This is a genomic window from Rhodococcus pseudokoreensis (assembly GCF_017068395.1).
GTDB classification, from domain to species: domain Bacteria; phylum Actinomycetota; class Actinomycetes; order Mycobacteriales; family Mycobacteriaceae; genus Rhodococcus_F; species Rhodococcus_F pseudokoreensis.
Genome location: NZ_CP070619.1, coordinates 5,704,388 through 5,721,929 on the forward strand (window position 1 = coordinate 5,704,388; position 17,542 = coordinate 5,721,929).

Annotated in this window: 13 protein-coding genes; 3 read left to right on the forward strand and 10 right to left on the reverse strand. The window is 62.1% G+C overall.

Annotated features, from left to right (window positions below; translation table 11 throughout):
* Positions 1 to 1,381: 1,381 nt before the first annotated feature.
* A complete protein-coding gene (locus tag JWS13_RS31250) occupies positions 1,382 to 3,172 on the reverse strand; it encodes an acyclic terpene utilization AtuA family protein (protein WP_206009214.1) in 1,791 nt (596 codons plus the stop codon).
* A 286-nt stretch (positions 3,173 to 3,458) separates the two neighbouring features.
* On the opposite strand from JWS13_RS31250, the gene JWS13_RS31255 reads away from it, so the two are divergent.
* Positions 3,459 to 4,697, forward strand: a complete 1,239-nt coding sequence (locus JWS13_RS31255) for an acyl-CoA dehydrogenase family protein (protein WP_241032411.1) — start codon at positions 3,459 to 3,461, stop codon at positions 4,695 to 4,697.
* Positions 4,698 to 4,823: 126 nt separating this feature from the next.
* A complete protein-coding gene (locus JWS13_RS31260; RefSeq protein ID WP_206009215.1) occupies positions 4,824 to 6,179 on the forward strand; it encodes an MFS transporter in 1,356 nt (451 codons plus the stop codon).
* 146 nt (positions 6,180 to 6,325) lie between these two features.
* On the opposite strand, the gene JWS13_RS31265 is transcribed toward JWS13_RS31260, so the two are convergent.
* Positions 6,326 to 6,631 carry a hypothetical protein gene (locus tag JWS13_RS31265; protein ID WP_206009216.1) on the reverse strand — a complete coding sequence of 102 codons (306 nt, stop codon included), beginning with the start codon at positions 6,629 to 6,631 and terminating at the stop codon, positions 6,326 to 6,328.
* Positions 6,632 to 7,202: 571 nt separating this feature from the next.
* Between JWS13_RS31265 and JWS13_RS31270 the strand changes: the two genes are divergently transcribed.
* Positions 7,203 to 7,949 (forward strand): FadR/GntR family transcriptional regulator, encoded by a 747-nt coding sequence (locus tag JWS13_RS31270; RefSeq protein ID WP_206009217.1) that lies wholly within the window; start codon positions 7,203 to 7,205, stop codon positions 7,947 to 7,949.
* A gap of 214 nt (positions 7,950 to 8,163) precedes the next feature.
* On the opposite strand, the gene JWS13_RS31275 is transcribed toward JWS13_RS31270, so the two are convergent.
* From JWS13_RS31275 to JWS13_RS31310, 8 genes are all read right to left on the reverse strand, one after another.
* Positions 8,164 to 9,288 (reverse strand): CaiB/BaiF CoA transferase family protein, encoded by a 1,125-nt coding sequence (locus tag JWS13_RS31275; RefSeq protein WP_206009218.1) that lies wholly within the window; start codon positions 9,286 to 9,288, stop codon positions 8,164 to 8,166.
* Between the two features lie 46 nt (positions 9,289 to 9,334).
* Entirely contained in the window at positions 9,335 to 10,036 is a 702-nt protein-coding gene (locus tag JWS13_RS31280) for a nitroreductase (RefSeq protein ID WP_206009219.1), read from the reverse strand.
* A 61-nt stretch (positions 10,037 to 10,097) separates the two neighbouring features.
* Positions 10,098 to 11,612 carry a TRAP transporter large permease gene (locus JWS13_RS31285; protein ID WP_241032412.1) on the reverse strand — a complete coding sequence of 505 codons (1,515 nt, stop codon included), beginning with the start codon at positions 11,610 to 11,612 and terminating at the stop codon, positions 10,098 to 10,100.
* The gene (locus JWS13_RS31290) at positions 11,605 to 12,081 is read right to left on the reverse strand and encodes a TRAP transporter small permease subunit (protein ID WP_241032413.1); all 477 of its coding nucleotides are present in this window, start codon (positions 12,079 to 12,081) and stop codon (positions 11,605 to 11,607) included. The genes JWS13_RS31285 and JWS13_RS31290 overlap by 8 nt, the downstream gene beginning before the upstream one ends.
* Before the next feature lie 153 nt (positions 12,082 to 12,234).
* Positions 12,235 to 13,440 (reverse strand): TRAP transporter substrate-binding protein DctP, encoded by a 1,206-nt coding sequence (gene dctP, locus JWS13_RS31295; RefSeq protein ID WP_206009220.1) that lies wholly within the window; start codon positions 13,438 to 13,440, stop codon positions 12,235 to 12,237.
* 164 nt (positions 13,441 to 13,604) lie between these two features.
* Positions 13,605 to 14,786: an acyl-CoA dehydrogenase family protein gene (locus JWS13_RS31300; protein ID WP_206009221.1), complete on the reverse strand. Its 1,182-nt coding sequence runs from the start codon at positions 14,784 to 14,786 to the stop codon at positions 13,605 to 13,607.
* A complete protein-coding gene (locus JWS13_RS31305) occupies positions 14,783 to 15,310 on the reverse strand; it encodes a MaoC/PaaZ C-terminal domain-containing protein (protein ID WP_206009222.1) in 528 nt (175 codons plus the stop codon). The genes JWS13_RS31300 and JWS13_RS31305 overlap by 4 nt, the downstream gene beginning before the upstream one ends.
* A 13-nt stretch (positions 15,311 to 15,323) precedes the next feature.
* A complete protein-coding gene (locus JWS13_RS31310; RefSeq protein ID WP_206009223.1) occupies positions 15,324 to 17,507 on the reverse strand; it encodes an acetate--CoA ligase family protein in 2,184 nt (727 codons plus the stop codon).
* Between the last annotated feature and the right edge of the window lie 35 nt (positions 17,508 to 17,542).

A 17,542-nucleotide genomic window follows, 5' to 3' on the forward strand; every position in this document is an offset into this window, starting at 1 on the left:
AACGTATCCGGATGGCGGAGCCTGACTCTCTGTGCCCACCAGCATCCAGCTGATCGACCGCACTGTGATGTAGCGCATTCGGACACCACCGCCTGCCGGGCTGACACCCGAAATCTTTCCCCGGTTGTACTGTCCGCAGCTCGAGCTTCCACACATGATGGTGGCAAACCGGATGTCTCGCAGGTGGCTCTAGCAGTGCCTCATCCACCGGTGAGTCCCGTGTCCCAATATCAGACAAGTGATTCGCCCTGATTGCACCGAAACTGTCTACCGCCACGGATCGTGGCGGCAATTCCGTGGAGGAGAAGTCATGGACAGGACTGATCGGCAAATCGCACAGTTCGTCGTCATGTGGGCGCCATATGGGTGGCCGCCGGCAGACAGAACGTGGGTGGAGTTCGGCATGTCGTCCGAGCGTCTCCACGTTCGTTGCATCGAGATCATCGGCGCGGCGCGGCGAACTCGTGAATTGGCGCCTGATGAAAGAGAATTAGTCGGCCAACTCGTTTCCATAATGATGCGACGTCGGATCAAGCGAATCTTCGATCGCGTCGCGTAGGCGTTTGGAGGCTGTCCAGGAAAGCGACCAACAACAATCCACCTAGTGAGACACGTTGGCATGAGCAACAACAAGGCACATCCGAGACCACCACGCCACGCGAGGACGGCTGGGCGCCCCTGGGCTGCCGACGGAGCCGCTGCCGATCACGACATCCTCGACTTCGCCGTACTGTGGGCGCCGATCGGCGGCCCATCAGCCCAGCACATACATGCGGCCTTCGGCCTCGCAGCCGCGCACTACAGTCACCGCCTCGATGAGGCGGTGCGACGCGACCGAACTCAAAGAGCGAGTCGATGCGCCGAACGTATAGACTTGGTGTACTCGGACTCTGTACTCACCGCGATATCGTGTGGCACCGCTGCAAGGTTTACGTGAGCGCTTTGCCTCCCAGTTTGTGACCGACGAGCCTCGCACAGCACTACAGGCGGGAAATTGCGGTGCGCGCCCGGCGAAGCCTGACCAGCCTTCCTCCCTGGCCCCCAGGTGCGGTCGGGTCATGGCTGCGCCAAGATTCCGTGCCAGCCCCGAAGGCGCCGGGGCCAACGAGCAGGTGCGCCATCGAGTCCACCCCCCAGGAGGTGGGTGGACTCGGGCTGATCGACCCAACCCACGGGTCTTCTCGCTGGGCGGATGGTCGATGATCGCGTTTGGCCGGTCGGTGGCGTTCGCGGAGGCCGCGCACATCGACGGAGTTTGCGGTCACGGATCTGCCGGGTCAGCGTCGGATACGACAACCGGTAGCCGAGGACCTCGAGCTCGTCGCACAGGGTGCGGGCCCCGCTGAGGCAAGGCCTCCTCAATTCCGGTGGGGCCGCCTGGTCAGCTGCTGCTCGTGGAGTTGGCAAGAAGTTTGTCTGGGATCGGTGCGTGTTGTGCGCCGAGATACTCGCCCAAACCTTTTGCCTGGGCATCGATACGTGTGCACGATGCGACGCCATCCTCGAGCCACCCGTGCACCAGGAAGTTCAATGCGTTGAGGTTTGGGAACTCGTGCCGTACAACCCTCAGTGCCGCAGCCTCTGGGACCAGCTTCAGAAACGTCTCTATGGTCAAATAGGCTCGCAACCAATCGAACGCTTCGTCACTGTCGACCCAGACGCCTACGTTCGCCGTACCGGCCTTGTCGCCGGACCGCGTGCCCACCAACGTGTCCAACCTCGTTGTGCTGGTGGGCTCGTCCGACCAGTTTACTGCCGTGACGGTCGATTCACGCTTCGATCGTCGCGAAGACTCAGAGGGTGCGGGCGGCCAGGGGACCGGAGTTCGTTTGCCGTCGATGACCACCTCGACAGCAACCGATGACTTCGGGATCAGGCACGGCCACTGAATACCAACCAGTCGCTCACGGGCCGGCGGGGTGAAGGTGTAGAAACCGGGAATGCTGGATGTCCCGAGCTGCGTGATGCGGTCAGAGAATTTGGCCCGTGAAACCTTCTCTCGTGAGCGGTCTCGGGCATTGATGACCACCAGTGCTGTCGACTCGTCATAGGTTCCGCCGTCACTCGACATCGGCCCGATCCTCGTCCAGCGAAAGCTGTCGAACTGCGTCTCATCGCCCACAGCGTCGATCACCTGATTGCGTAGCCAAGCTTCCTTTTCGGAGATACGGCCACCAGTGAGTCCGATGGTTACCTGATTGCGGTAGCCCCCTTCATATGACAGCGATAGTTTCAGATTGTCGGTAGGCGGAAGTCCTCTAGTGTCACTGACCCGCACCCGGTTCGGAGCGATCTCGGCTACCGTGCACGAACTCAGATCCGCAATAACGTCCGGGTTGTGGTAGAGCGGACTTCCCACCTCGTAGAGTAACTGTGCGCGCACGGTTCCGCCGTCCACCACGCCACCGGACGCGGCACTCTTGGTAATCACGGAACTGCCGTCGGACTCGATCTCTGCGATCGGCATACCCGGTAGACCTAAGTCGGGGTGTCGATCGAACAGTGAGTAGTTGCCGCCGGTGGCTTGGCAGCCACATTCGATCACATGGCCCGCGGCCAATGCCCCGGCGAGCTTGTCCCACTCGTCATGCTTCCACCCGAAATGCCACGCGGCTGGGCCGATCACCAACGCGGCATCCGTCACTCGTGGACACACCACGATATCTGCCCCTTGCGTCAACGCTTCCACGATCGGCCAAGCCCCCAGATACGCGTTGGCGGTAAGTACCTGCGTCGTAGAGATATCCAGTGTCTCTGTGGTGTCCAAGTGCTCCAGCGGAACACCCCGGTCGCGCAAGTGTTCCAGCCTGTCTAGCTGATTGTCGCCGGTCACTGCAGCCACGGTCAGGTCCAGCCCTGCCGAGGCGCAAGCATCTCGCAAAGCGGAAGCGCAGGCCTCTGGATCGAGACCGCCCGCATTGGTGATCACCTTGATGCCGCGCGCCGCGATGGCGCCGAGGTTGTCGCCTATCTGGGAGAGAAACCCCTCTGCGTAGCCCACACCGCCACGGAGCTGGTTCTTCCTCAGTACGAGCATCGTCAGCTCGGCCAAGTAGTCGCCAGCGAGGATATCGCAATCGCTCGCAATGAGTTCGGCGATGGCGGACGCTCGGTCGCCGTAATACGCCGAGAACTGCCCTACACGAAGCGGACGGCTGGCATCGTCAGACATAGGCACGTTCCCTAGATGGTCAGGTTCCTGGGCCGACCGCAACGAAATGTACGTCGTACAAGGAATATTCGATGATATGGCACCTCGAAACCGGCGCCCGCTGCCAGCTAAGCAGTCCCCCGCCCCCACTGTCAAGGATAGGTGAATCTATTGGCGGCATGATTGGAGCCAGTCTTGACGCCGATGGTTCGGCGCCTTATGTTGCATGCGACACGGTCGCTGGTTTCTATCGGCTACATCACAGGGGTGTCCGTCCCGCGCCAGAGCGCTGTACGGGTTCGCGCAGGTGGGCGCAACCAGGTCGAAATCGGGTGCACAAAAATTAAAGACGAACAGCGAGGCCACATTAATGGAGCCGTTCCCTCACCAGTCCCAGAACAAAGAGTTGCGCAGCGCGGTGCGCGAACTGTGCAGGAAATTCGATCTTACGTATTGGGACCAGCATGATCGCGACCACACATTCCCCGAGGAGTTCTACAACGCGTTCGCTGCGGCTGGCTATCTAGGAACCACGATTCCGGAGGAGTACGGGGGCGGTGGCGGATCGATGTCCGATCTCATCGCAGTACTGGAAGAGGTCGGCGCGTCCGGCGGTGCGCTCAATGCATGCAGCAGCGTGCACACACCTCTGTTGACCGTGCCGACCCTACTCAAATATGGCTCCGAACTGCAGAGGGAAGAGTTCCTGCCGCAGATCGCGGCCGGCCGGTTGTTTGTCACCTTCGGCGTTACCGAACCGGACGCCGGCACCGACACTACGATGATCGGCACAAAGGCAACGCCAACTTCGCACGGTTACCTGATCAACGGGTCGAAGGTCTGGAACAGTGGCGCATTGCGCGGCGACAAGATTTTCCTTCTGGCCCGCACATCGCAGCCCGCAGACGGGCAGCGCAAAGGTCACGGGCTGACACTGTTCCTCACCGACCTGAAGGCCGACACCATCGAGATCAACCCGATCCCGAAGATCGGCCGCAACGCCTTCGCCTCGTGCGAAGTCTTTTTCAACGATCACCTGGTCACAGGAGATGAGGTCGTCGGCGAGGTGGGCATGGGGTTTTACCACCTGCTCGACAGTCTCAACGGTGAGCGTCTCTACCTGGCCGCCGAGGCATTGGGGTTGGGGCGCTGGGCACTGGAGGCAGCATCTACCTACGCGCAGGACCGCGTCGTGTTCTCGCGCCCGATCGGCAAAAATCAGGCGGTTCAACATCCACTAGCCAACAGTTATCTGGAACTGCTGGCTGCCGCCCAGGTTGTGTACAACGCCGTCGCCGAGTGCGAAGAACACGGGGCGTCATCTATCGGACTGATCGCAAACGCAGCCAAGTATCTCTCCACCGAGGCATCATTTCGCGCACATGACGCCGCCATGCAGGTATTCGGTGGATACTCGTTCGCCCGCGAGTACCACGTCGGGCGACATTGGATCGAATCTCGGCTGCAGCGAATTGCGCCCATCAACAATCAGATGGTGCTCAACTACATCGCAGAGCGTGCACTACATCTCAGCAGAAGCTACTGATTTTCCAACTGAGGCCCAACCACCGCCAATTCATATTCCGCGCACTCTAAAGTCAGGATCATCGAGATGACGGCGACTACCATTAGGACACAAGGCAATGGCATACGGAAGGCATTGCGGAGATTAATGCCATTCCTGGCGTTCCTATACTTCGTCGCAAACATAGACCGGATAGCAATCGCGCATGCGGCGCCCCACGGCATGACTCACGACCTTGGGATCACGGCTACCCAGCTGGGCCTCGCGGCCGGGTTCTTTTTCATTACCTACACCCTCCTGGAGATACCGGCGAATGTCGCGCTGACCCGCCTCGGTCCCAGGGTATGGCTGACTACGATCATCTTGGCATGGGGTGTAGTCCAGACTGCGTCAGCTTTCGTGCCAAACGTCGAAGCAATGTACGTGGCACGATTACTGGTGGGAGCGGCGGAGGCAGGTTTTGTGCCCGGCGTGATTTTCTATATGCTGCGATGGTTCCCGCGCAGCGTCATGGCGTGGGCACTGTCAATCTTCTACATAATGCCGTTCGTCACCAATGCTGTTGCGGCGCCGCTATTCACTCTTACCAAAGATACCGGCGAATTGCTGCCCATCGACATGACACCCTGGCGATTCCTCATCCTTGTTTCCGGAATACTCGGTGCCGCAGCAGGAATCGCGACCTGGGTGTACCTCCGAAATGATCCCGAGGAAGTCGCGTGGCTGACACCCGACGAGAGTGCTGAACTCAAGAGCGCGGTAGCTCGGGAGGAAAGCAACGTCGAAGCGGCCGGCGGTGATCATTCCGGCGTGTTCTCGGCGCTCAAAGACCGCCGAGTGTTGCTGCTCGGTCTTGCGTTTTTCCCTTCGACATTTTGTTCGTTTAGTCTTATCTTTTTCCTGCCAACGATCATCTCCACGTTTCGCGATTCGAATGGGGATGAATTGTCCGATGGCCTGCAGACATTGCTGAATGCATTTCCCTGGGCATTGGGCATCGTCGGCGGCTTGCTGATCTCACGTTATGCGACGAAGATCAACTCCCCTGGGCTCGGCGCAGTCATCGGCTGTACGTTCGGTGTCCTTGGCTCGGTCATCGCTGTTACCAGCACGAACCCTTATGTATTGATCGTCGCTCTCGCGATCGCAGCATTTGGACTGGCGGCGATCGCTCCGACCATCTTTGCCGTCGCACCTAAGTTGTTTGTCGGCGCATCAGGTGCTGCTGCGATCGCACTGATCAACAGTATCGGCGGCAGTGGCGGCTTCTTCGGACCCTATCTCACTGGCTTCGTTACCGATCATTTCGGCAGCCAGCGAATTGTGTACGGGCTCATGGTCGTCGGGTTCGCCATGTGCGGTCTACTCACTTTCCTGATCGACCGCTCGGCGAACCGATCGATTGAGGCGCGCGAGGTGCACGGGGCGCCGCATGACGCGGAACAGTTGCGAGTGCGCAGGCGAACCGACGGCTCGCGCTCGGGTTCGACTTCCGCGAAATGACGACCGCGTACCTCCGCCGACGGTGTGGCACTCACGTTGGACGGGGCAGGTAGCACAGACGGCCTTAGCGCCGCGCCGTCCGCGACAACCAAACGCGTGTCGGAGGCGCGCAGCTCGTTGGAGGTGTTCGGGCATATCTACTCCTGTCAGTCGGTCTGGTCTCGGACTCTGGCGCCGCGGATTCCGTGTTGGTCGGCGCCGTCGGTGATCGCGAGCAGGATCTGGTTGAGTGAGGTGACCTCGTCGGTGCGGCCTTGTAGCCAGAGGTTGTCCTCGCTCATCTGCGTTCCGTAGCGGGCCGCGAATGTCTCCCTGCGGATCTCGATGAACCGCTGGGTTTCCTCGAGTTGCCGGGAGAGTTCGGGGGCGTGGGTGGCGTCGGTTACGAACTTCGGCAGGTCAAGGACGCGTTGCCCTTGTCGCAGGATTGCTTCGGCGGGAGGGTGCACCAACCGTTCGGCGGTACGCGATCAGCCCGGTTGTCGAGCTTGAGGAAGTCGTAGAGATCCGAGGTGTCGATCCCGGGGGTTCGGCCGTCGCTGGTGACCTTCTTGTAGCGGAGGAATTCACGCTCTTCGGTTTCCGACAGCGTCACCGCATAATGCATGGTCATTTCAGGGCTGACATGTCCGAAGTATCTCATCATCACGTGCAATGGAACGCGCGCGTTGAGCAGGGTTGGTGGCGGCCGTGTGTCGGAATCGATGTGTCTTAGTGATCTTTATCGGGTGTCCGGCGCTGCCGGTGATCGCCAAGCGGTCCGCGAGCGTGCCCAAGTGAAGATTATGTGGACAACTCGATGCCAACAAGTGATGAGAGGACAAAGCCTGTGCCCGAACACTTCGAATTAAGCGACTGGTGCCCCCGACCGGTGTCGAGAAGATCTGACAGGGCGGCGTTGTGTCATTCCAGCGCCGGACACTCTAGACTGAGCGCAGTCAATGGTTGAACCAGGCTTGACCCAACTGATTCACCGTCGAAGCTATGCGTGCGTGGTGGTCATCGCGACAGGAGGGAGATCGGATGGGTGCGGAGCAGAAGTTTGAGCCTGCGAAGACAAGGCGTGCCTTCGACGACATCATCGATCAGATTCGGGGCCTGCTTCAATCGGGCGAACTGCGCCCGGGGGAAAAGTTACCCAGTGAGCGAGTTTTTGCTGAACAACTCGGCGTCAGCCGAAATACGTTACGCGAAGCGTTGAGGATGCTCGAGATTTCCGGCTTGGTGACCCTCAAGGGAGGGCACAGCGGCGGCGCCTTCGTCTCGGATTCCACGTCGAAGGCTGTGGCCCGGGGAATTCTGGACGGGATGACTCTCACTCAATATTCGCTGACGGATTTGACCGAAGCGAGGATTGGCGTGGAGAGCCTGATCATTGACAGGGTATGTGAACGTGCAACGGAAGCCGAGTTCGACGCTCTTGAGGAGATTGTGCGGCGCACCGCAGCGATCGATGCAGCCACACATTGGCGAGACAAGCTGAAACTGCATCTTGAGTTTCATCAGATGCTGACCGAGGCGGCACACAATCCGATTCTGTCGATTCTCATCAAGCCGCTGTTAGAGCTGACCCACGACCTGACACTTCGAGTGGGCCCGTCCGCCGACGACTACATCATCGAGTCCCGATTTCGGTTGCTCGATGCCCTGAGGAAGCGTGATGCCTCCGCGGCGAAAGGCGAACTCGAATGGTATCTGGCGAAGCTTCAGAACCGGTGGATCGAGGGCACCTCAGCACAGTCGGCGCCGACGGCGTCGGTGGTGCCGTGATCTCCACGTTGGCACCGATCACCTGAAGCGTCAAGATTGTTCGACGTGAATATGCCAGACAGCCCAGCGGTCGAATCGCACGTTGGGCTGTCTGGCGTCTCTGTGGGTCAATCGGTGGGAGTTGCCATCGCCATCAGTGCGAGGGGTTGGACTGTAGCTCCGGCGTCGTCGACGCACGTGCGGGCCGACCGTTCAAACGCGGCTCTCATCAGGGTCAAACTACCGTCCTTACCGGAGTCCAGATGCCATCGATGGGTGTGACGGTTCGTGGTGGTCCAGCTGGAATTCGTCGGTCGGTGCGAGAGAACCGGGGGGCCGGGGCCGGTTGGGTCACTCCTTCCAGCTCCAAAAGGGTGCCCCGGGACTGAAGATGCGGATCACGGGCGGCCTCAGCGTACGACAGCACAGGCGTCACGCACGCATCCGTGCCGGAGAAGGTCTCGGTCCATTCGTGCCGTGTCCGGGTTTTGAATGCGCCAGCAATGATGTCGCGTAACTCGACGTACCGATCACTGTCGTGCTGGGCGGGTATCTGGGCGAGGTCGAGTCCGAGCCCGGCGATGAACGACGAATAGAACTGCGGTTCCAGCGCCCCCACCGCCATGTACCCGCCGTCCGAGGTTTCGTAGACGTCGTAGAACGGCCGCCCGGTGTCGAGCATGTTTGTACCAGGGACATCGGTCCACCGTCCACGAGGTCGCATCGCCCACATCCAATGACCGAGCATGCTTGCCCCGTCGACCATGGCCGCATCGATGGTTTGACCGCAGCCCGAAGTGTGCCTTTCAACTAGGGCCGCGACGATGCCCAGGGCCAGGAACATCGATCCGCCGCCGTAGTCGCCCACGAGGTTCAACGGCGGCATGGGCTTGTCCCCGCAGCGGGCGATGGCGTGCAAGTGTCCGGTCAGAGCGATGTAGTTGATGTCGTGACCGGCCTGGTGCGCGCGTGGACCCGTCTGACCCCAGCCGGTCATGCGTGCGTAGATCAGCCGCGGGTTTCGCTCAGCACAGTCTCGAGGTCCCATCGCGAGCCGTTCGGTCACTCCGGGGCGAAATCCCTCGAGTAAGACGTCGGCTCGGTCGATCAGGCGCATGACCTTGTCGCGGTCATCGGGATCCTTGAGGTCTGCCTCGACGAGGGTGCGTCCGCGTCGGGTGTGGTCCGGGTCGCCGTCTTGCTGAGCGAGCCAGCCAGGACGTGCCACAAGCACCACGTCCGCGCCGAGGTCGGCCAGCATTGTTCCGGCGTGGGCGCCCGGGCCGAGGGTGAGTAGTTCGACAACTCGTACCCCGGCAAGGGGGCCGGCGTTCTGGGTGGGTGGAGTGGGAACAGTCATGGTTGAATCCGCGGATCTCTCTGTGGTCGGTCGTTTGTCGAGTCGCCTACCGGTCGATCCACTCAACCACCTCGGTCAGGTGTGCGCGCGATGTCCGGAAACTGTTGGCAGGGTGGGTCTGGTCCTCGTATCCGAACGAAACGGCGCACACGATGCGACGGTCCGTGGGAATCCCGAGATGTTCACGAACTGTGTTGGACACCATCGCAATCGCGGCCTGCGGAACGGTCGCGATGCCCAGACTGTGGGCGGCGAGGAGAAGGGTCGAGACGTAGCCGCCGCAGTCCACTGCGCCGTAGGTGCCGAGTTGCTCGTCGGTGGTGATGATGGCCACGTGCGGTGCTCCGAAGAAACGGAAGTTCTCCAGCCGCTGTTCTTCTCGCTTTTCGGTATCTTCGCGGCGGATTCCTAGGCTGTTGTACAGCGCGTATCCGGATCCACGGCGACGGTCACGGTACACGCCGAGGTAGTCACGTGGTGGATCCAGATCGGGTTGGCGCACTCCTCTGCGGGCTCCGTCGAGCAGAGCATCCGCCAGTCGCCGGGTGGCCTCGCCGCTGAGGATGTGCACTTGCCAGGGTTGCGAGTTGCACCAGGACGGGGTCAGCTGGGCCAGGGTGAGCATCTGCTCGATGTCGGTGCGGGGCACCTGCGTCGGCAGGAAGGCCCGGCAGCTGTGGCGTGCGGTGAGAATACTCTCGATCGTCGCGGACGGTGCCGTTGCTTGTGTCGTTGCGGATGTCGTCATGTGATCTTCCTCGATTACTGAGAGGGCTTGAGATTATTGAGAGGGCTAGAATGGTCGCGGGTTATCCCGCGTTGGATCGTCCGGGCAGCCACAATGCGATGTCCGGCCAGAAGATGAGCGCGGTCAGTACGACGAGCCCGGCGATGATGAACCAGGCGGTGCCCTTGAAGACATCCGAGAGATTCACTGTGCGACCGAGATTGACGTCGGGGTGCTGGGCAAGGCGGTGCACGATGTAGCTGAGCATCCCGATTGGTGGGGTGACGAGGCCGATCTCGACGAGGATCACCATGAAGACGCCGTACCAGATCATGTCGATGTCCAGGACGGTCAGTACGGGCATGAGAACCGGGACGGTCAGCAAGATCATCGCGAGGCTGTCCATGAACATGCCCAGAATGAGGAATGCGACGATCAGGACGAAAAGGAAGGTGATGCGGGACAGACCCATACTAGTGACGGTGTCGGCCATGATGTCAGCCAACCCGGACAGCGCCACCACGCGGGTCAGGGCGTGCACGCCCATTAGCAGCAGGAAGATCGAGGCCACGCCCGCGACCGTCTCGCGCAGGCAGACCACCAGTGTCGTCCCGAGCCTGCGGATGTTGCGATCTCCACCGAACAGCCAGCCCAAGATCACGGCCAGCAGGGCCCCGAACGCGCCGGCCTCGGTGGGTGTGAAGAAGCCGGTGTACATTCCGCCGATGATCACCGCGATGATCACCGTCACGGGCGCGATGCCCGGTAGTGAGCCGAGACGCGATTTCCAGGTGATCTCGGTCGACTCCATCCGCGGGGCGAGAGTGGGATCGAGAGTCGAGCGGACCAGGATGAGTACCGCGAACGCAACGGCCAGCACGAGACCCGGGATCAACGCGGCGAGAAGCTGCGGGCCGATGGCGGTGCCCGCGGCCCCCGCATAGACGACAAGGACGACACTCGGCGGGATGAGCATGCCGAGGGTGCCGGCCATAGCGACCACGCCGACGGCCAGCGACGGCTTGTAGTTCGCGCGCAACATCTCGGGGATGGTGACACGGCCGAGGGCGTAGGAGATGGCGATGGAACTGCCGCTCGCGGCGGCAAGACCGGCGCCGGCGAAGTTGGTCGCGATGGCCAGACCGCCGGGCAACTTTCCCATCCACTGCTGGGCCGCATCGAACAGCCGGGTTGTCAGGTTGAACTTCCCCATCGCGATGCCCATGAAGATGAACAGCGGGATGACGCTCAGACTCCAACTGGCCGCTGTTGCGAACGGGACGTCTTCGAAGGTGACGGCCATCGCGTCGAATCCGGCAAGCTTCCACAAGCCCAAGCCACTGGCCGCGAGGATCGCGATCCCAACTGGGACACCGGCGAGCATCAGTAAGATTGTCGCCACGATCACGACGAGGCCGATGACGGGGTCGGACATCTCGATCAGCCCGAGAGCGACCAGCGTGACCACCGTGGCTGTGGCGACAACGAGCAGTAGGCGGTTGGCGGTGCGAGTGCCGCGGGGACGCCTCGCACTGTCGCCAGTTGCCGCGTGCGGCGAAATCACCGACGGTGATTCGGTTACAAGACTGTCAGCCATGGTCATTCCTCGTCTTCGTGTGGGTGCTGGGCGCGGCGGTCGAGGCGAGCAGTTGCACGGCGAAGAGCGCCAGTCCGACTGCGGCGAGGATTTTTACCGGCCACACCGGCAGGGTGATGGCGCCGAGTGCCTCCAGCCGAATTTCGGTGGCATAGGTCGCGCCGATCACGGCGTAGTAGGTCAACGCGAGCACGACGAGCAGTGTGACGATCCGGCCGATGAGTTCGGTGGCCTTCGCGGTGCGCCCGGTGAGGCGAGCGACGACGATCGTGGCCCTGATGTGGTCGCCGGCGTATTCGGCGTATGCCAACGACAGGAAGATGATCAAGGGCATGAACAGATTCGCGGTCAGTTCGAGCGTGCCGGGGATTGGTTTGTTGAAGTGGTTTCGGGCCAGAACGTCAGCGGCGATCTGAACGGTCAGGATCAGGACGATGATTCCTGCCACAGCGCCCGCGAATCGCGCCATTTTATTCGAGAAGGAACTCAGTGGTGATGATGAAGTGGTGTCAAGGTCTTCCATGACAGGCTCCCATCCGCGTGGTTGCGGGGTCAGGCGATGAGCGGAAGTCGTTCGGGCCGGTTGAGGGTGTGACCCGAATGAGGCGGTGACAGGGCGTGGTTACGGTTTGTGCCGGTCGAAAACCTCGCTGCGTACCTCGGCGGCGTACTCGGTGAGATCGATACCGCCGTCCGTGGTGGTACGACTCAGATCCAGCGAAGCGAGCCGGGCATGCCATTTAGCCATCGTGTCCTCGTAACCGCGGAGTATCAGTTCCGGCGACTCGATTCGGTCAGGGGCAGTCGAAGGCAACGATGCGCGAACTTTGGCCTGCTGGTTCTTTACGGCGCCGAGCATGTCGTCGGCGGGATCGTGGAGGGCCAAGCCATGTTCGTTGGTACCCGTATCGACGAGCACCTTCTCCAGTCCCAGGCCTTCGTATTCGAGGTAGCCCTGGAACCACAGGTAGGCGGCATCCCAGATCACGCGCTGGTCCTCGACCGCAAGTGAATCCCAAACCTCCTGGTTCATCACGACATATTGGGCGTTGATACCCGTTAGTGGCAGATTGGTGTAATGCTTGGCGACTTCCCAGAACCCGTACGAGGTCACGGTCTTGGGGGAGGCGAGAGTGCAGTCGATGACTCCCCGCTCGAGTCCCTCGTAGGTTTCGCCGATGGACAGGTTCACCGGGGTCATACCCAGTGCACGGATCTCGTCGTCCCACATCCCGCCGCCGGACCGGATACGCTTGCCTGTCGCATCGGCGAGCGTGGTGACCGGCGTCTTGCACAGGATGTCGTAGTTGGTGATCGGGTGAGCCGAGAACAACAACTTCATCCCACGGTTCTCGAATTGGTTGTTCACCTGTTCGCTAGACATCGCGAAGTCTGCCTGGGCGGCGTTGGCTTGCATGACACCTCGGGGGTAGTCGGTGTCGGCCAGGTTCCCGAGGCGGGACAGCCAGTCGGTGAGCGGGAATTCGCTCGGATAGTAGGTGGCGGTGAACATACCGAGATCCGCCACCCCGCCTCGTACACCCGAGGCCATGTCTGTGCCTGTCAGCAGGCTGCCACCCCAGTATTCGTCGAACGTGATCCGGCCGTCGGTGTGGTCGGTGACGTCTGCGGCGAACGCCCGGAAGCCGTCACCCGAGCGAGCGCTGGTGTAATCCGCGTACCGCAAAACCAACGGTTTGTCGGGCGTTCCTCCAGTGTCGTGTCCGGTCGCGGTGCCGCATCCGGATACCAGCATCAGCAGTGTCGCCATCGCGGCGCCCCACCGGGCGCGACTCCGGAATCGGGCGGCATGTGTCGTTCGCCCCATTGTTCTCGCCTCTCTACCGATCACCAGGGACCGGATATGGGGTCGCTTTCGGCCCCTCGTCGTTGGGTGGTTCATTCCCCTAGCCGCGCCCCGGACGCGCCGCAACTACGGCCTAGTTACGCCGGGCCGGGGCCAGTGGGGCTACCTAGTTCAGAGCTTGGCGGTTAGAGCCCCATCCGTTTCGCGATGACGTTGCGCTGGATCTCGTTGGTGCCGCCGCCGATGGGACCGACGCGGGAGTCGCGGAAGAACATCTGCATGTCGTATTCCATCGAGTACCCGGCGCCGCCGAGGATCTGCAGGCCGATGTCGGCGCACTTGAAGTTGTTCTCGGTGCAGACGATCTTGGCGATCGAGGTTTCCTCGATGGCGTCGTGTCCGGCGTCGAGGAGTTCGGCGACGCGGTAGACGGACTGGCGGGCGGTCTCGGCCATGATGCGCATGTCGACCAGCTTGTGCTGGTTGACCTGGAAATCGGAGATCGGGCGGTCGAACTGGATGCGGTTCTTGGCGTAGTCCTGGGCGTATTCGGTGATCCGGAAGCAGTGCCCGGCGGAGATGGAGGCCAGAGCCAGGCGTTCGACGGCCAGGCACTTCATCATGTTCTTCCAGGTCTGGTTTTCTTCCCCGATCAGGTTCGTCTCGGGAACGAAGACGTTGTCGAGGATTACCTCGTTGGCGTGGGTGGTGCGGCGACCCAGCATGGACAGAGGGGTGATCGTCACCCCTGGGGCTTTGGCGTCGACGAGGAAGGTGCTCAAGCCTTGGTGGCGCGGGGCGGTGGGATCGGTCTTGGCGATGACCACGATGTAGTCGGCCACGTGAGCGCACGTGATCCAGACCTTCGCCCCGGAGAGGACGTAGCCGTCGCCCTGTCGGACCGCCTTGGTCTTCAGCCCTGCAACGTCGGAGCCGGTACCAGGCTCCGACATCGCCAGCGCGAGCTTGACCTTGCCTTCGATGATCTGCGGAAGGATGCGGCGTTTGAGTTCGTCGGAACCGAACTTCGCGACGTGCCCGCCGGCATAGATCAGGGTGGTCATCACGCCCTGGCCGATGCCGGTGTAATGGTAGCCGAGGGCTTCCATGAGCACGGTCAGGTCCTTGTAGCTCCCCCCGGCGCCACCGAATTCCTCCTCGAACGGGATTCCGAGGAAGCCCGACGAGGCGAGAGCCTGGTACGCCTCCTCTGGAAACTGACGCTTCTCGTCGAGGTCGCGGATGCTGTCCAGCGGCAGGGTGGCCTGGAGGATGTCGAGCACGCTCTCGCGGATCATGAGCTGCTCGTCGGAGAGGCCGGTGGTGTTGACGAGGCTGGCGTTCGGACGGATGGTGGTGGTCGTCATGCGTGTGCTCCTTCGGTGACGGATTGGGTGTCGGATTGGGTGTCGGATGTGTGATTGTCGAGTTCGGCCGCCGCCAATCCGGCCTTGCTGTAGACCATGGTTTTCATCAGACCGCGCTGGGTGACTTCCCAGTTCTGATTGAGCAGCTCCATCTGCCGGACCACCACGCCACGGTCGGGCTTGGAGGAGCTGACGCGGGCCGAGATGACGGTGGTCCGCAGGTAGACCGTGTCTCCGATGAAGACGGGTTTGACGAACTGCCACTCGTCGACGCCGAGCGCGGCGATGGAGGTGCCGTCGAATTGGCCCATTCGGGCGCTGAGACCCGTGCAGATGGACATGCCCAGGGTTCCGTGGGCGATGCGCTGCCCGACTGGTGACCGGGCGCTGTATTCGGCGTCGGTGTGCATCGGATTGGTATCGCCGGAAATCCACGAGTACTGGACCACGTCCGTTTCGGTGACGGTGCGGCCGGGGCTGACGGACACCTCACCGACCTCGAATTCTTCTGCGCATTTACCCATGTGAGGTTTCCTCCTAGACGGTTACTGCTGCGGTGTGGTGCAACGCGACGAGCGCGTCGGCGGCGATCGCTCCGGTGCGGCCGACGATGAGAGGGTTGACGTCGACCTCGGTGAGGATGTCCGCGAGGTCATCGACCATTTCCGAGAACCGGGTGACGGCGTCGACCAGGGCGTCGATGTCGTAGCCGGGATCGCCGCGCAGTCCGGTGAGGATCTTGTGAAGGCGGAGTGACTCGATCGCCCGGCGCGCGGTGACCGCCGTGACCGGCGTCAGTTGGGTCGTCACGTCACGGAGCAGTTCGACGAAGATGCCGCCGGAACCGACGGTGATCATCGGACCGAACTGTGGATCGATCTGGGCGCCGAGCAGCACCTCGGCTCCGGCACCGATCATCGTTTGCACACTGACGCCGTCGATCCGCGCGGTGGGCTCGAGTATGCGAGTGTTGTCGAGGATTTCGGTTGCTGCGACTCGCACCTCTTCGGCGGAGCCGAGATTCAATCGGACACCGCCGATTTCGGTTTTGTGCTGGATATCTGGAGAGGCGATCTTGAGGACGACGGGGTAACCGAAGCGGTCGGCGAACGCCGCTGCCTCTTCCGCTGTGGTCGTCACCGCTTCCTGTGGCACGGCGATGCCGTAGGCGGACAGGACGGCCTTGGCCTGCTGCTCGGTCACGGCCGACGATCCGGTGTCTGCGGCTGCCGCGAGGATCTCGCGGGCGGTGGTGGCAGCCCGGGGGTCCGAGATCCGCTCCGCGGGGCGGTCACTGTCGATGCTGCGTCGCCGGGCGTGCCAGTCCTGCCAGAGCCGGATGGTGCGCATGCACCGTGCCGCGGAACGGAAGAGGGTGATCTTGGGATCGCTGTCGAGCATGCGGCTGCCCGGGCCTTCGAGCCATTCGTTCATCCAGACCGCAGCGATCGCGGTCTCGGTGCGCGCCCCGGCCTCGCTGAGCAGGGGCGCCCGAACACCGGTCGTGCTCTCGTGTACGAACACCAACGGGACCACGACCGCGCCGAGACCGGGATCGGCAGTGAATGCGTCCAGGCAGTGGGAGAACGTCGCCGCGTCCTTGAGGACCTCGGCGGTCAGGTCCGCCGGATTGCCGATCGACCCGAACGCCGGCACGACCTGTGTGAGCGCCTCCCGGGTGGATGCGTGAAGCGGGGGAAGGTCGAGATCGTTGTCTTCGGCCTTGTCCGCGTTGATCACACCGGCGCCGCCGGAGGTGGACATGATGCCGACACCGGGTGCAGAGGGGCCCGCGGGGTTCTTGGCGAAGAAGGACGCGATTTCGGTAAGGGCTTCGAGGTCGTCGACCCAGATGGCTCCGGCATGTTCGCACGCCGCCTCGTATGCCGCGGTCGAGCCGGTCAGAGTGCCGGTGTGGGACATCGCGGCCAGTCCGCTCTTCTCCCCATTGCCGGCCTTGTAGACAATCAGCGGCTTTCCGGCCGCGTCAGCGCGTCGAGCTGCCTGCAGGAACCGCTTACCGCTCTTGACACCCTCCATCATGCAGATGATCACCTTGGCCGTGGGTTCGTCGGCCAAGTACGCGATGTAGTCGCAGACGTCGACGTCTGCGGAGTTCCCCGAGGCCAGGTAGTGGCTGACGCCGACCCCCCGTTGGACGGCCTGCAGAATGGTGTAACCGAGCGCCCCGCTCTGCGAGACGATCGCGATTCCGCCGGCCGCTCCGTCGATGATCGAGCCAGAGTCGGTCATGAAGTTCATCGCGCCGCCGGTGGCGACGTTGATCAGACCGACGCAGTTCGGTCCTGCGACCCGCAGGCCGGTGCGTGCCGCTAGCTCCGCGATGGCTTCCTGTGCGGCGATGCCCTCGTGACCGCCGGTTTCGCTGAATCCCGAGGCGTACACGATGGCGCCGCGTGCTCCGATGTGGGCGGCGTCTTCGAGTGTCTGTAGCACCAGATGCTGTGCGACACAGACGATGACGCAATCGGGAACTTCGGGAAGATCGTGGAGTGTGGGAACGCATGGTCGGCCCTCGACGGTGTCGTAGCGCGGGTTGACCCCGTAGACCCGGCCGGTGAAACCACTGAGGTTTTCCATCGTGCGCTTCCCGAACCCGCCGGGTGTCGCAGAGGCGCCGACCACGGCGATCACCGTGGGATTGATCAGCTTTTCGAGGTCATCGCGGCAGAACACATCTCTACCGTTCGTCTGGGTCACAAAAGCCTCCTTCGGCCAACTGGTTCATTGGTCCT